Raw genomic sequence first — 15,231 nt, 5'->3', positions numbered from 1 at the left:
TCGAAAACTGAAAAAACGAACCCGATTGACACGGGGCGTCATATCAGCCGCCAAGGCACGGTTGCCCCGGCGCGCGCGTTCGACATCGAACCGCGTGGCGGGCAACGCGCCGGGTGTGAATCCGCGCGCATGGCGCCGCGCGCGGCTTCGCTCGCCGTTACGCCGGGTTGCCGCTGCCGCCGGTGCCGCCGGTGGGCTTGCCAGCTGCCTTGCCGGCGTCACCCACCTTGCCGAGCAACGTCGCAGACGGCTGGCCGTTTCCTCCGAGCGCACCCTTCGATTTCAGCGCTTCGAGGTCCGAATCCTGGCCGGCCTGGCCTGGCTTGAACGGCGTCGTCAGGAACGCGGACGTCGACAGCGTGACGCCGGTTTCGTTCTTGATGGTCTGGGCAACCCCATTCGCCGCGGCCGCAACGACAGCGGGGTTCGTCAACGCGCTTTGATACGTCGGATTGGACGTGAGGCCCGACAGCAGCCCGTTCAGGTCCGTGCCCAGTTGCCCCGCCAGATAGGCCAGCAGCAGTTCGGTCAACGGCGTCACGTTGAACGTGCCGCCGCCGCTCGCGAACGAGTGCAGCGTGGTCGTCCCGTTCGTGCCGGTGATCGCGCACGGCCCCGCGAGCACAAACGTGACCGAGAAAGCGCCGTTCGCGTCGGCCGTGCCCGAACCGTTGCCGGTCGCGCACACGATCGTGATCGCCGCGTTCGCCATCGCTGCGCCGGTCGCGGCCGTGCCGTTGATCGTGGCCGACGACGCATTCGAAGGCGTCGTGCTCGGACTGTCGTCACCTCCGCCACAGGCCGCGAGCGTACCCGCGAGCGCAAACGTGCCGACTTGCAATGCCCTCAGTGCCGCTTTCTTCATGGTCTTCATTGATTTTCTCCGTTAGATCAACCCGATTTTCCCGAGGACTCTCCGGTCCCTCGATCATTGAATGCTTGCCTCGCGCGCGGTCGACGGCTGCACGCCGTCAGCCGGCAGCGCCGCCTCCGTCGCGGGCGGCTCCACGCCGGCGGAATGCGCGTAGCGCTTGTAGGCATCGCGCATCCGGTAAAGCTGCGTCGCGAAGTACTCGGCGCTGAAGCGCCCCTGGTTGAGCAGGAACTGTTGCGCGTTGTAGGCAAAGTCGAGATTCTCGGCGCCGTCTTGCGCGAGATAGTTCGACGATCCGACACGCGTGCGGAAATTGAGCGAGAACTGCTCGGGCCCGTTGATCTGCACGATCCCCGGCTTCATGCCCTGGCGCGGCGTCAACGGGAAACTGACCGACGCGCCGACGAACGAGCCGTGGCCGCTATGCCATCCCTGCACGCTGAACGACACGTCGTCGAACCAGCGCGTCAACGTGATCAGCGGGCCCTTGTCGCCACCGACATAGCGCGCGACGCCTGCCTCGATCCACATCTTCCATGCGGGCTCGACCCACCGGTACGTGAGCAGCGCGTTCTTCTCCGCCGGCAGCGCATCCTTGCCCGGTTCGTGATGCAGATAGGCGAGCTTCAGCCGCACCACGTCGGGACGGCCCGGTACGAACGCGGTCGTCTCGTTCTCGACGCCCAGGTACTGGAGGTCGAACTTGCCGAGCGCGGTCACGTTGAAAACGCGCGGCGCAATCCAGAAGCTCTGCACGAGCGCAACGGTCGACAGCCCGCCGCGCAAGCGGTATTGGTCGTAGACGCGGCCGTTGTCCATGTTCTTGCTGTTCGCAATCGGCACGATCACGCTCGAATACAGTTCCGCGCCGCGCCACAGCGGCACGAAGCCCTGGATTTTCGCGCCCACGGAGTAGTCGAAGTTGCCGTACTCAGTGCCGTAGAGGTAGTGCGTGACCGGCGCGATCTGGATCCGTACGAGCCCGTGCGCGCGGGCGTTGCCTACCCACGCAATCGAATCAGCGTCGTGCGTCGGCCGCGTGCGCATCGACAGCGACGCGCCGGCGGCGGTCGACGCGCCACCCGCGACGAAGCGCGCGTAGTCCGCCCGATCGACGCTCACCTCGCCCACCGGCTCGTTCGCCTTCTTGATTACGATGCGCACGGTCTCGACGCCCTTCGGCGCGTACTCCGCCGCCGCGCCGAGCGCGATGCCCAGCGCGTCCGCCTCGTTCTGGTTGTAGCGGTGGTTTTCATATTCGACGACGAGATCCGCGCCCGCCATGCCGGCGCGCACGCGCTCGAGTCCGGCGTCCGTCAGCGCGCGCACGATCCTGTCGAGCGCCGCCGGGTCCGGCGCCGCGTCGACTGCCGGCGCGGCGGTCCGAACGAGATCCGGCGGCGTGTGAAGCGACGGCATGACTCGATCGTCGCGTGACGCATCCGCCGCCGCAGGCGTGGCAGGCTCGATCCGCGTGAATGCGCTGAGCGGCGCGAGCGCGGCCGCAGGGCGCAGCGTGTCGTCCGGCGCCGATGTGCCTGCCGCGACAACCGGCGCGTCGCTACACAAGCCGTCGCCGCAGCGCGCGGCATCGAACCGCCGACCGAGCGGAATCTGCACGCCGATCGAGAACGACGTGCGCGGCGCGATCCCGTCCGTATGCCTGAGGGAGCGCATCACGGTGCCCACGAGGCTCGCGTCGGCCAGCCACTTGATCGGCGGCGATTGGAAGCGGATGCCCGCATAGGGCGTTTTCGAATCGTGCTCCGCCAGCAGCGACAGGCCCGTGTGCCACAGTCGAAGCTCGGCGCCGCCGAACGCCCCGTCGAGCCGGTCGCCGTGCCCGTAGCCGACCGTCAGCGTCGCGGGCCCGAGCACTTGCGATACGACACCGTAGGTGGACCGGAAGTAATGCGTTTGCCCGCCAACGTCATTGATGCCGATCGCGATGTCCGGCTGGTATGTGAAGAACTTCGGAATCGAGACCTTTGCGTTCGCCATCAGATGTCGAAGCACGATGTGGTCGTAGCCCGGCACCGTCGTGCGTACGTCGCCTGGATAGTTCGCCAGACCGCCGGATATCTCCACGTGCGGAAACAGGCCGATCGCGCCCCAGACGATGTCCGAACTCGTCGTCTGCTTCCCGAACCGTGGATCGATGTAGTTGTTGTATTGCCCCTCGAATGTTCCTTCAGGCAGCGTGAATCCGTATGGAATCAATAGCCCGCCGGACTGCCCCAGCGATGTCAGCACGGGCGTGCCCGCCGCACCAGCCGGCAGGGAAAATGCCACCGCTGCCCCCAGGGCAATGGCCGCCGGCTTGTTCGTGGTCGCGTTCGCACGTAGCTTGATCGTCATCGGTCGTGTACTTGGTTGTTCGTATCGTGTGTGGCATCCGACATCGCCGAACGTCGACATGCACCGCCGCGGCACTGGCATCGCTCGTGGCCGTGAACGCTCATGCGGCGACGATGCGATCGAAGATCCCTCTCGATCCTCTACCCAACCCCGTCCCGCGGAACGGCGAAGTGCCCGCATCACCCGCGACGCACCGGTATGCATAACTCCGATCGCTGTCGCGCGCCGATCACATGGCACCGTGATCGACACATGGCACCGTGATCGACACATGGCAACGCCCCCCCAACATCGCGCGCCCGTTAGCGATTTGGCGCGCCCACCGCGTCCTGCCGCGTGGACCGTTCCCCGAAGCGACTCGCTCGCGCAATCAAGCCCGGCGACCGCAATCGGCACCGGGTGTCGTCAATATCATTTCATTCGTATAACTTATAATTAGACCGACTTTCACCCCATGCTCATGCGTCTGGCGATCGGGCCGACGCCGTGCGGTACACGTCCGCGGGCAATCGTTTCATTCAGACGTGCGCTTCCCATGGGTTCGCATGTCTCGCTGCTGTATTACGGATCGTTACCTATATGCGAGTAAGTCTAGTGGAAACCGGAAGCGCAATCGGCGCCGGATTCTTGATCAAATCCGACAACTTGAGTCGACGGAAATAAGCATGCCCGGGCGCGCGAACGGGATCGCCTTTCGCTTGAACACCGGATAAACCAGTATTGAATCAATCGCTTGATGCGTGCTTGCGCACCTTGGAGCGGCTCGAACAGTACCTCGACGTGCTCGCGCGATTTGGCTATGGCGATCGCGCTTCAATCGTGGCTTTTCATCCGGGTTATGCCGCCGTGACGACCTGGTCACTGGTCAAACTGTTGACCGTGGCAGGACCGTTAAATGACCGGGCCGCCGCACCGGACGTGGCGAGCCGGGCGGTGCGCGTCTACCGGCGCGCAAACGCGGAGTCGCTGGAGTACCTCGTCGACAGAATGCCGGCAAGGATCATGGACGCGTTGAATCAGAGGCTGTTCGTCATGGACATGTGTCTGACGCTCGTGCGCTATGTCGTCGAAGGGCAGAGACTGAACGATATCCGGTCACTGTATGACTGGGACTACGCTGAAGCCTGGGGCGATAAAGATTACGCGGGCTTCCGGACAATCGACGACGCCGAACGCGCGCTGATCGAAGATGCGTTTCGGCGTAAGAATCTCGCGGTGCTGGAGGGCAATCCAAAATGTCTCGATGACGTCGTCTCCGCGCACGTCCGCGCGGCCGTTCCTGCACCGATCGACCACACCGACGAAGGCTGGGAGGCGTATTGCGAAGCATGTCGCCAAACCGAGTGCCGTGAGCGTGACGCACTCTATCCGACTCTTCACGTCGTGCTCAATGAGACCGCGGGCATGCCGCTACGCAGCTTGCTGGAGGCGGCGACAGAGGCGGGGCCGACTTTTCTGCGGCAATGTGATCGACAGGGCGTACGCTATGGGCTGACTCCGTTCTTCGTCTATTCGGAGATGCCGGCATATCTGGCGCAGTCACGCTTTTCTCGCTTATGGAGTCAATTATATTCGGAGGTGCAATTGCATTAATTTGAATAAAAATTTCAAATAGTCTATGGCGATGGGATACATCCTGGATGACCTTGAATCGGTCCAACTCGCGCATCGTCATCGTGATCCGTTCTGTCGCAGTCATCGAAGCTCACAGCGCCGGACACCCGGCAGCTGGTCAGCTTACGATGGGTCGAAAAGGGGGTGCGGCGGAATTTGACCTGCCCCCTTCAATAGAGCCAATGGGCTTCTAGCAAAGTCCCTTTAAACCAGCTCCTGGAAAGCGGCAGGAGTATCCGCGGTTGCCCGATGTTTCGCCGCAAACTCTGACGGCGCAAGGTAGTTCAGTGCGCTGTGCGGCCTTTGCTCGTTGTAATCCTGACGCCATGCCGCGATGACAGCCCGAGCGTGCGCGAGCGTCGTGAACCAGTGCTCGTTAAGGCATTCGTCGCGGAACTTGCCGTTGAACGATTCGATGTACGCATTCTGCGTTGGCTTGCCCGCCTGAATCAACTTCGGCGTGACGCCGTTCGCATGCGCCCACTGGTCAAGCGCGCGGCTCGTAAATTCGGGTCCCTGGTCGGTTCGCACCGCCTTGGGATAGCCACGGAAGCGAGCTGCACGATCCAATGCCCGAGCGACATACAAACCTGAGATGCCATGGTCGACGACGATGTCGACAGCCTCTTCCGTGAAGTCGTCGACGACGGTCAGGCACTTCACGCGCCGGCCGTTGGAAAGCGCATCCATCACGAAATCGATTGACCACACCTCGTTGGGCGCGCCCGGCAATGCCAGTTGCTCGCGCTCAATCATGACGCCATGGCGCTTGCGACGGCGCCGCACAGCCAGCCCTGCCTCACGGTACAGGCGATAGATGCGCTTGTGATTGGCGTGCGTGCCTTCGCGCTCCATCAGGGCGTGCAGTCGGCGGTAGCCGAATCGACGACGTTCGTGCGCCAACTCCACCAGACGCGCCGCGAGCACCTCATTCTCGTGGTCCGGTTTCGCGTCGTAATGCAGCACGCTGCGAGAAAGCCCGACAAGCCTGCAGGCGCGGCGCTCGGAGATGTTGATCTTCTCCCGAATCGCCGACACTGCTTCGCGTTTGGCTTGCGAGCTCAGGGCTTTCCCTTGACGACAACCTTCAACGCTTCCATATCGAGCATTGCTTCGGCCAGCAGTTTCTTCAGCCGGGCATTCTCCACCTCGAGGTCCTTGAGCCGGCGGGCTTCCGAGACTTCCATGCCGCCGAACTTCGCGCGCCAGGTGTAGAACGACGCGTCACTGAACCCGTACTTCCTGCACAGTTCCTTGACCGCCATACCGGCTTCGGCTTCCTTCAGAAACCCGATGATTTGCTGTTCCGTAAAGCGCTTCTTCATGTTCGTCTTCTTCTCCGAAAACGAACTTTACTAGACTCCAGCTGGCCCTGTTTGCAGGGGCAGGTCACGCCTGTATCACGGATGAAGCGATTTTCTAGGTTTACCGCGACGAATCCAGCCCGAAGCGATGTCCGGCCGTGGTTGGCACATTCTTCGCTTCGGGTCAGAAGTTGGCAAGGAGGAGAACATCATGCGCAAACTTATTCGTTCGTGGCTGGGACTGGTGTCGATTCTCGCGGGGCTCGGCGCTGCACCAGGTGCGTGGGCAACGACCACGCTGACCTTCGATGACGTGTCGTCAGGGACTATTCTTACAAATCAATACCAGAACCTTGGGGTGACCGCTTCTGGTGTGATAGTGGTAAACGCAGGCGGTACTCCTTGGACGGCCAACACCCCGACGAACATCGCCGCCGCGCCGACGGGCCTGATGACGTTTACGTTGAACCCCGCCATTATTGGGAACGTGCAAACGATATCCGCCTACGTCGGGCCAAGCACAATTACGACCATCTCGGCATATGACGCGTCAAGTGCTTTGGTCGGGCAAACGGTCGTGCCAGCCAGTTCAAGTGGGAACATGACGCCCGCATCCGTGACGTCCTCGGGCAACCCGATTGTGACAGTTCAGATTCAGGGCGGAGGCTCGGCTTACGCCATCGACACGCTGACCTTCATCACCGACGTGTCGTTCGCAAAATACGCCGCGACCGTGTACCTGGCGCCGAAGGTCTCGTATTTTTCAGCCACCGAAACCTTCACGCTCGGCGTGACCAGCACCGGCATCAATCCCGCCACTCAGCCCGTCATCCTGAAGTTCGGCGCCCTTACCCTGACCATCCCGGCCAGGTCCTTCCTCAAGGACCAGCCGCCCCGGGGCAGTGCCTACGTCTTCCAGGGCACGGTCAACGGCGGGAGCCTCTACGTGTCGATTACCCCGACCAAGACGCCCAACACTTACCAGCTGTTCGCGCTGGGGTCAGGCTATGCGGTGTCGACTGGGCTGTCGGCGATGCCGGTCAGCCTGAGCATCGGCGATAACGACGGCAGCACCAATGTCACACCGAACTACGTGAATCACGTGCCGATGTCGCCCTGAGGTTCGATGCGCAGCGTGCACTACACGTTGGCTCGCCAATGCCGAAAGTACGGCGCCGTGATGCTGACGGCGTCGGAAAGTCCCGCGGGCGGGTAGGCTTCGCTCAGGCCTGCGCTGCGCGCCGCCAATACCGCGCGCGCTCTACCGGCCCGAGGGCCAGCAGCTCGAGGCGGCTAAGCTGATGCGGCACGCCGGCGTCTGCGGCCTCCGCTTCCAGTCTTCGGCTCGCATACTGCCGACTCGCCCCGAATGCGTCTCGTGTTGGAGCAGCAGTGCACGCCGAGCCATCGGGGTGGATAACCACATACGGGGTAGCACGTGTCGACCAGTTATACACGACCACTCGTGCAGGGTGGCGCGCTATTGGGCATTGTGTTGGGTGCCAGCTTGGCGCCGTCGGTGCAAAGCGGCACACCGGAAGTGCCGAAGCCTGTACCGACGGCTGTGCCCGTGTCCACCGGCACGGCTGCCGAGACTGAGCTTTTTGGCATCTCGCTGGCGAAGCCGCTCAAGGTTCGGGAATGCCCGAGCGTTCCGACGTCGTATAAAGAAGCAGACGTGTCCTTCGGCGCGGAAGCCGAAGCGAAGGTTAGCGAACTCGTGGTCGCGCTCTACCAGCAGAAGCTCACCTACGGAGAGTTTGCGCAGCGCCGGTACGCGATTAGTACCGCCGCGGCCAGCGCCGCCCGGCAATATCGGGAGGCCCGCCTGCTGCAGGACGAGGACCGTCAGCTCCAGGCGCAGCAGCTTGCCAACCAGCAGCTCGAGAACAGCCATGAACGCATGGGCAAACTACATGCAGGCCGTCAACTCGCGCCAGCCGCAGACGGTGCACTTGACCAGCGCGCCGGTCCACTGCTCATCGATGAGCATGGGCAATATGGTGAACACGAACTGTAAATAGCGGGACTGTAGGTCCCGATGCGTAAGGTTCGCCGCGGCCTCAGGGGTAAGGTGTACCCGAGATAGAAATGACGCCCCGAGCGAGCGTCAATTTTTGGTCAGCGCTAAACAAGAGGCCCGCATAGATTTCTCGGCCTGCTCTGGCGATAAATCTGAAAACAACCCGTGATAGACGAGCCTCACTAACGCTTGTGCTCCTCCATAGGCGGGGCTGTCGGACCCGAGTGTCTTCTTGAAGTTCATGAGCAGAGCCGCTTCGGAGATACCTTGTTGGCGATACTCTGCGACTTGGCGAAGCACTTGGGCTTTAACCCGGCAGTCCTCTTCATTTGTGCCTTCGGACGTGCTTGCTTGCGCCGTTGACTGCGCAATACTTTGAGGTGGGTTGGGCGCTGCCAGTAAGGAGCTTGCGGGTGCCTGCTGGGCAATCGGAGGCGGAGCGGCCGTGGCTGCCGAACTGGTTGCATCGTTTGAATTCGTCGACTCTCCGCACGCGCTGCAAAGCAGCAGCGCCATGGCTGCGGCGGCAATAGTCCTCACCATGACACCTCCCGAGCTAGTTTTTTTATACCCCGTATGCATTGTGATTAGCTTCTCTGGCATTCGAAAAGCTGCGGAATACCCGGTGCGCTGCATTTTACCCTTGGCGATGAATACGCAACGGAGAAGTTCGTAGAAGACAGACGTAAGCTGGAACGCGGTGAAGACCACCGTGACGTCTGATACCCGATGCAGGATTCGCAGCGGTGGGGCGACGTTTTGAATCTCCGCGTCGGTTCGGCGCTGCGCCAGGCCGCGGAGCGGCCCAGGAATCCTCGTCCTTTAGGGCGACGAAGACGTCAAGCAGGCCTTGTATTCAACTGCCGTCACCCGTGAGGCGCCCAGGGGCTTTGTTACTCGTGGCGCAGTGCAGGCATCGTGATGCGCTACGACGACGGTACCTGTGCGCTTACCGCAGCGGGCCGCCGGAGATTGGCGACAAGCTGACGAAGGACGGGAGGCGGCGCAATGCCGTCGCGATGTGACGCTTGGCAGCTGCATGCACTACCGCGACAATCGGCGGGTTCAATTTCCCCGTGGACACCATGCCTCTATCCTCCACACAAATCGGCGCCATCGGCGAAAACCTGCTGGTCAATGCCGTCATGAAAGGGAGCAGCGGCCGGCTTTCGCCGTTTCAGCCTCTGGCGGACGACGACGGCATTGACTGCCTGTTCTGGGATAAGGCGACCGGCCAATCAGTCGCCATCCAGCTGAAGTGCCGGACCGTCACCCTGTACAAGCCCGGCACAAAAGAGCGCGGTAACCAAGCCCACTTTGAAGTCCGGAAAACGACCTTCAACGAGGCGCGTCGCGCATATCTGGTCGCGGGGCTCTGCAACGAGGAGCTGACAGGCTTCCTGGTGACCTGGTTTATTCCCATGTCGACGCTGCCGGAACTCGCACGCAATAGCGCAAGCAAGTGGGTCATCCGGCCGAACAAGTCGGACGGCAGCGCGGACCGCTTTGCGCCTTACCGGTGCAGTTCAGCCGATGAACTGGTCCAGCGCATCATCGGCATATGCGAGGCGCATGAAAATGTGGCACCGCGATAGCTTTACTTCGACGAATCGCCGAACGATGGGACAGATTTTAATCGGCGTTGACAGCAGTTCGGCGGACCCCTTGTGCAGCCGGGCCTCGAGCGTGAGCCTTTTCCTGCGCAAATTTCGCGCGCACCGCGTTGGTCACAGCCGTGGCTACGGGACTTCGGCACCCGTGCAATTGTTATGATTTGCAAAACATACTAGAGGAGTATCACGTAGATGCTAGGAAAGCTCGAGCGCGTTGTTCTGCGCGACATCTGGGCTAACGAAGCCTTTGATTTCACGCCGTGGCTTGCTTCCCACGAAGGTCTGGCTGAGTTGTCCAGGACGCTGGGTATGGAGCTGGAGGTAGTTGGACAGGAGCATTACGTTGGCCCGTACCGCGCTGACCTTCTCTGCACTGATACGCTCACTGACGGTCCGGTGCTGATTGAGAACCAGTTGGAAAAAACTGACCACAGCCATTTGGGCCAAATCCTGACGTACGCTGCCGGACTGGGCGCAAAATCGATTATCTGGGTCGCTGCGACTTTCACCGCAGAGCATCGTGCGGTGCTCGATTGGCTTAACGAAATCACGGACAAGGAGTACAGCTTTTTCGGTCTGGAAATCGAACTGTGGCGCATCGGCGAGTCGCCAGCGGCGCCCAAGTTCAACATCGTCTGCAGACCGAATACTTGGGCTCGCACTGTCAAGGAAACTGCGCGAAGTGTCGCTGCAGAGCCGACGGGATTGAAGCAGTTGCAACTGCAATTCTGGAATACCTTCGCGGATTACCTTCAAGAGAATGCGAGGCATCTCATCCCGCAGGCGCCGGGAGCCCAGAGTTGGATGGCCTTTAAAATTGGGCGCAGCAAATGTGGCATGGCAGCCACTATGAAGTCCGCGGAAGGTTGGCTTGGCGCCGGCTTTGGCGTTGACGATGTCAACAAAGGTGCATTCAAAGCTTTTGAGGCTGAAAAAGATGTCATACAGGCGGAGTTCGGCGGTCCACTGGACTGGCAGGAGTTGCCCGGGCAGGCCCGGTGTCGCATTGGCATTAGCAAGTTGGGATTTGACATCACAAATGAGACAGAGTGGCCCGCATATTTCCGTTGGCTGTCTGATGCCCTAGTAAGGCTGGACAAGGTTTTCCGGCCTCGTGTAAGGGCGTATCGCGCGGAAAGTGTGCCGGTCGCATAAAAAGCCATGTCAGACGCGCACGAAGAATCCGGCCGCCACTAGAAACTCGACCGTTTGCCCGAGCGGCAATCGCAATGCGACCGACACGCTATGCGTGTACTCAGCCTCGCTAAGTGGAGCGCCAGCCGCGGAGTGCCGCCCCCTCATGCGTCGCATCACGTCGTGAGGCAGTCGCACGCCGGTCTGTTCCGCCGCGAGATGGAGTTGTTCTTGGTCAACATAATTGTGCGACCAGAACAGCCCGCGCGTCGCGGCAGCAGCCGGATGCAACGCATGTGTGGGCTCGAACTCCCCTGGCGCAAGGAGGGCGTCTTTCAGAATCTCGAATTCCTGCCGGACCCTCCGGCGGAGATAGCCGTGCGTTTCAAGCAAGGACAGGAAATCCCAAACCGCGACCCGCAGTGAGGTCGACGCGGCAGGCAAGACCGCGTAACGCTCGGTAAGCCATTCGGCCACCACCTCAACGGACAAGGCAGGCGCTGAGCGCAAGCTACGCTGTCCCTGAATGAATTTTCGGAAGACGTCGGCTTGCCAAGTCCGCGCAAGCGCCGGCACGGAGGCAGCGCCGCGCACCGGGCTGCCGAACACCGGCGGCCACTCCCGTTCCGCCAGGCCAAGCTTCCAGGCGACAAAAGCCTGTTTTTCTGCTTCCAATGCTTGGCGAAATCGCTCGTACGCTGCTTCACGCTTGCGTCGGCCGGCGGCCTGTCGTGCCAGCTCCGCAGCCCGCTCGCGTCGTGCTAGGTCGTGCTCGCGGCGTTCCTGAGCACGTTCCCGCGCGTGTTCGGCGGCGAACTCAGCTTCCTCTTCCGCGAGCCGTGCGTCGAGCTGGGCCTGCGCCTCGGCCCAGCCGGGGTAGAAAAGCCATCGTTTGGCTGCGACGGTGTCGAGGATGCGATGCGTGAGCGCATCGACGGTGACATCGCGTGCGACGTCGGACAGGTCGATTTCGAGGGCTGGCATCGCGAGGCGGTCGAGTTGCACCAGCTTGTCGTTATCGGGCTCGTGGGTCACGACAACTTCGACAATCAGCAGCTGGTTCCCGCAGTCGGCTACGAAGTCCGGCCGGATGCCGTCCATCCACTTCTCGGCTTCGCCCGTCGCAGCCCAGCGGATAACGTGCTCATTGCAGAGGGTGATGTCCTCCCCAAGCGAACTCTCATCCACGCAAACCAGGGCCGGCGCGCGCAGGTGCCGATGCTCGAGCAGAATCTGCTTGGCGAGCAGGTGGAGGGCCGTTTCGAACCCTCTCGCGCAGTTGGCGTCCGCAAGGTGGGCGAAATGCCAGACCTTGATTTCACCTTGCCTCAGAATCACCGGACATCGGCAGGCCGCACAACGAAACGGACCTTGCGCGTGCTTCTGAAGCGCGCGGGCGTCAACGAGTCGCCCCAGCGGGTCTAGGGCAAAAGGGATGGTCAAGCCGGCTTTCATCGGGCAAGGGCGCAAGACAGTAGCGGCTACTATAGCAAGCGACCGGGCGCGGCTACACTCGAACTCGGTGGGCTACCGTGTCATCCTGGCCGCGTGCCTATACTGCCGTGACACTTCACCGTGGAGGGCACGTTATCCGGACTCGCGGACCGAGGACAACAACCCACCGGGGCTTTGATAGTTGGTCTAAAGCCCCGGCAGGCGAAGTGCACGCCGAGGAATATTGATGACGTGCTCTGCATCCGGTTTTCTGACGAGCCCGTCGTCAGGGATACCTCTCACGGATGGAATTTCAACATCGGGTATAGGCTCAAGATGGGCAACCGCCGGCGTCGGAAGCCCGTTGTATTACAGTAGGTGTGAAAATCAACGCCTTGCGGCTAATATTTGGCTAGCAAATACATGAAATACAATTCGGACACGCCATGCACCGCTTACACGCAGTTATCATGCTGACTCTGTTGATGATTTTTTCGTTTGCGCTGGGTCAGCAAACCTATCAATCTGCAACGAAGTCACAAAATAGCCATGCGGACGACAAGCCTCGCGATGCGAACGGGCGCGTGATAATGAAAGGGCCGGTCGGCGGGCTAAATTTCAACAATGTCCACGTCATTTCAGATACCGTTGGGGTCATAGGACGTCCCGCTATTGTCACGAATTCGGTCATCGAGGCACCCGTTTGCATCCAATCAAGCGAGCCGGGGGCCTTCATTGACAATAACATTCTCAACTGCAATTTGTGCATCGAATTCTTGGATAGAGTACTAATCAACAATGTCCTAAAGAACAATCAATGTGCAGGACAAGGGACAAACCGCCCCGATGTTTTTCATTGGTAGCCGGTGTTTGCGCGGACACTACCAATGTGCTAAAACGTTTCGACGGCACCAGTGCAGTGCGGCCTGGATGCGGTCGTGGCCCATCACGTCGGCGTCGAGCCGTTTGAACGCACGTAGTCTTGCATCACACTCCTCATCGGAGTCGGACGACCCGATGGTTCAGTCGCCGTGCACCATCGTAAACACGGACATGTGAATCGCCCCGTCCTTCGTGGTGACACGCATGGTGAGTCCGAGCCATGAAAGCGCGCGCAGCAAGCAGTCGGCCCCGACCGGACGGCCATTCTTCCGGTGCGAAAACACGTTTGCCACCAACCCACTCGCACGTGCGGCATCTTCGGTAAGTGAGGCAGTTCCAGGCTATGGTGGTGCACCAGTTTGCCCAGGGCCTCGAGGTTTGGAATGTGGAGCCCCGGCTCACCCGGCCGGCTGGACGACGCGAATCCGGATGGAGGTCGGCGACAGCACCTCGACGACCATCGGGGTCGACTCCGGCAGCGATTGGAAGCGCTGCTGCAACTCCCGGCCCCCGAACACGCGCGGCGTCTTGTTCAAATTTGACGTCCGGTTAATCGTCCCTCTGATGGGCTCCCTCTCGTCGCCGAAGAAAATCTCGATGCGCTCACCGCCGGCACCCAGCAGAAGGTCGGACGCCACGCCGCCGTTGAAGAAGCCCTCGTCTCGATAGGTCCGCCCCAGCGAAACTTCGAACGCCCCCTGCGGCGCGGCCGCGGTGTCCTCCATCTGCATTGTCTCCGCGCTGTTGACCATGGGCAACGTGCCTTCGGCCAGTTCCGCCGACTGCAGTGCGACCAACTCCGACTCACCATCTCGGCTCACCTGTCCTATGCGCACAAGAGCGAACTCCACGTCACGAACGGCCTGCTTCCCGACGTTCGGGAACTCTCGGCAGCACATCGGCAATTTGCTCGCGACTACGGGCTAAAGAACGATGGATGCATGAGTGAAGCCGATGACGCCTTCGTTGAAGGATCCGAAGGGATCTCGCACACAACGGATGGGCATTCCAATGCATGTCTGGATCGGCGGAATCAAATCGGAGGAATAGTGCTCGAGATAGCGCGTTGCCCGCCCGAAGCACGACCGTCAGGGTGGGAAGCGAAGGGCGTATGCAGTCGGGTCGACCAACGTTGGCGACGCACGGGATCTGGCATTGGACATCTACGATGGCGTTTTTTATCGCCGGTTCTTTTGATGCCGCAAGCCAGTCACATTTGACGGAAATGCGGTTACGGTACAAACGGTCGAATTTAGCGCAGCCTGAACAGAGATCGCATCAGACCACAGTTGTTGATGCGGGCGGCAGCCTTGACGAACACATGCTTACCCGTGGTATGCGGACATGCCGTCTCCACAGATTAGCAACAGGTCGGCCTTTGGCCGTCGGCGTGCCGCATGGTCTCGGCTGACCGTAACACAATCAACTGTCGACATCGACATCGACATCGACATCGACATCGACATCGACATCGACAGCGATACCGATACCGATACCGATACCGATACATTCGGTGCCACGCCATCCGTCCACGGTAAGTTGATGGTGCCGTTCGCTTGGCTGAGGTGACGAGCGGAAGCTGCTCGTTACGAGATCAGTGTTCGCTTGCGAACGTACCAGAAATGGTGATTCCTCGATGTCACATCGGGATAAATTGACACATGGGTTTCGAATGTCATTTTGATCGAGAAGCGCGTCAAACCTCGTCCTTCAGGGCGAGGAAGGAAAGCGCGGACGCCGCAGGCGCCCTTAGCTGCGCTTAGTGCGGGGTTTTCTGCTGTTCGATGTACTGGCGCACAATTTCGATAGGTGCACCGCCGCAACTTCCTGCAAAGTAGGACGGAGACCAAAGAGCACCACCCCATAGCTTCTTGCGGATACTGGGGTAATTTTTGGTTCATCGCAGGAAACCGTGGAGGGTTTGGGAGCGATTGCGTAACCTGACGCCTGACTTTAAGGACGTCAGGAGAGGCAATTGCTCGATCGTAAGGCACT

General features: G+C 60.9%; 13 protein-coding genes and 1 pseudogene. 7 read left to right on the top strand and 7 right to left on the bottom strand.

Annotation, left to right across the window (positions count from 1 at the left end; translation table 11 throughout):
* Positions 1-157: 157 nt before the first annotated feature.
* Both DIE02_RS16600 and DIE02_RS16595 read right to left on the bottom strand, forming a co-directional pair.
* Complete coding sequence (locus DIE02_RS16600) at positions 158-874, bottom strand: carboxypeptidase regulatory-like domain-containing protein (protein WP_124529499.1); 717 nt, start codon at positions 872-874, stop codon at positions 158-160.
* 54 nt (positions 875-928) lie between these two features.
* Positions 929-3,484, bottom strand: a complete 2,556-nt coding sequence (locus DIE02_RS16595) for a YjbH domain-containing protein (protein WP_409364368.1) — start codon at positions 3,482-3,484, stop codon at positions 929-931.
* A 468-nt stretch (positions 3,485-3,952) separates the two neighbouring features.
* Between DIE02_RS16595 and DIE02_RS16590 the strand changes: the two genes are divergently transcribed.
* A complete protein-coding gene (locus DIE02_RS16590) occupies positions 3,953-4,825 on the top strand; it encodes a hypothetical protein (protein ID WP_124529497.1) in 873 nt (290 codons plus the stop codon).
* 225 nt (positions 4,826-5,050) lie between these two features.
* Here the strand turns inward: DIE02_RS16590 and DIE02_RS16585 are convergent.
* Positions 5,051-6,171, bottom strand: a protein-coding gene (locus DIE02_RS16585; protein ID WP_124529495.1) for an IS3 family transposase whose coding sequence is annotated in 2 segments (ribosomal slippage) — positions 5,051-5,913 and positions 5,913-6,171 — 1,122 coding nt in all. Because the reading frame shifts where the segments join, the coding sequence is not laid out codon by codon here.
* Positions 6,172-6,361: 190 nt separating this feature from the next.
* Here DIE02_RS16585 and DIE02_RS16580 point away from each other — a divergent pair.
* Positions 6,362-7,270, top strand: coding sequence for a hypothetical protein (locus DIE02_RS16580; protein ID WP_124529493.1), 909 nt, complete (start codon positions 6,362-6,364; stop codon positions 7,268-7,270).
* 450 nt (positions 7,271-7,720) lie between these two features.
* The gene (locus DIE02_RS16575) at positions 7,721-8,170 is read left to right on the top strand and encodes a hypothetical protein (protein WP_124529491.1); all 450 of its coding nucleotides are present in this window, start codon (positions 7,721-7,723) and stop codon (positions 8,168-8,170) included.
* Positions 8,171-8,260: 90 nt separating this feature from the next.
* Here DIE02_RS16575 and DIE02_RS16570 read toward each other — a convergent pair whose 3' ends face one another.
* Complete coding sequence (locus tag DIE02_RS16570) at positions 8,261-8,716, bottom strand: hypothetical protein (RefSeq protein WP_124529489.1); 456 nt, start codon at positions 8,714-8,716, stop codon at positions 8,261-8,263.
* A gap of 542 nt (positions 8,717-9,258) precedes the next feature.
* On the opposite strand from DIE02_RS16570, the gene DIE02_RS16565 reads away from it, so the two are divergent.
* Together DIE02_RS16565 and DIE02_RS16560 are read left to right on the top strand one after the other, a co-directional pair.
* A complete protein-coding gene (locus DIE02_RS16565; protein WP_221623417.1) occupies positions 9,259-9,768 on the top strand; it encodes a DUF4365 domain-containing protein in 510 nt (169 codons plus the stop codon).
* Positions 9,769-9,978: 210 nt separating this feature from the next.
* On the top strand, positions 9,979-10,941 hold the full coding sequence (locus DIE02_RS16560) for a DUF4268 domain-containing protein (protein WP_124529485.1): 963 nt from the start codon (positions 9,979-9,981) through the stop codon (positions 10,939-10,941).
* A gap of 9 nt (positions 10,942-10,950) precedes the next feature.
* Here the strand turns inward: DIE02_RS16560 and DIE02_RS16555 are convergent, their stop codons facing one another.
* Positions 10,951-12,363: a competence protein CoiA family protein gene (locus DIE02_RS16555; protein ID WP_185702635.1), complete on the bottom strand. Its 1,413-nt coding sequence runs from the start codon at positions 12,361-12,363 to the stop codon at positions 10,951-10,953.
* A 461-nt stretch (positions 12,364-12,824) separates the two neighbouring features.
* On the opposite strand from DIE02_RS16555, the gene DIE02_RS16550 reads away from it, so the two are divergent.
* A complete protein-coding gene (locus tag DIE02_RS16550) occupies positions 12,825-13,217 on the top strand; it encodes a hypothetical protein (protein WP_124529481.1) in 393 nt (130 codons plus the stop codon).
* 417 nt (positions 13,218-13,634) lie between these two features.
* Here the strand turns inward: DIE02_RS16550 and DIE02_RS16545 are convergent, their stop codons facing one another.
* A complete protein-coding gene (locus DIE02_RS16545) occupies positions 13,635-14,033 on the bottom strand; it encodes a hypothetical protein (RefSeq protein ID WP_124529479.1) in 399 nt (132 codons plus the stop codon).
* A 547-nt stretch (positions 14,034-14,580) separates the two neighbouring features.
* On the opposite strand from DIE02_RS16545, the gene DIE02_RS35530 reads away from it, so the two are divergent.
* Positions 14,581-14,805, top strand: coding sequence for a hypothetical protein (locus DIE02_RS35530; protein ID WP_185702634.1), 225 nt, complete (start codon positions 14,581-14,583; stop codon positions 14,803-14,805).
* A 190-nt stretch (positions 14,806-14,995) separates the two neighbouring features.
* Here DIE02_RS35530 and DIE02_RS16535 read toward each other — a convergent pair.
* Positions 14,996-15,130 (bottom strand): annotated as a pseudogene (locus tag DIE02_RS16535) (transposase); the annotation flags it as partial.
* Positions 15,131-15,231 lie beyond the last annotated feature (101 nt).

Source organism: Burkholderia sp. Bp8991 (assembly GCF_003853795.1).
Taxonomy (GTDB): Bacteria; Pseudomonadota; Gammaproteobacteria; order Burkholderiales; family Burkholderiaceae; genus Burkholderia.
This window is presented reverse-complemented; position numbering and strand designations above follow the sequence as displayed.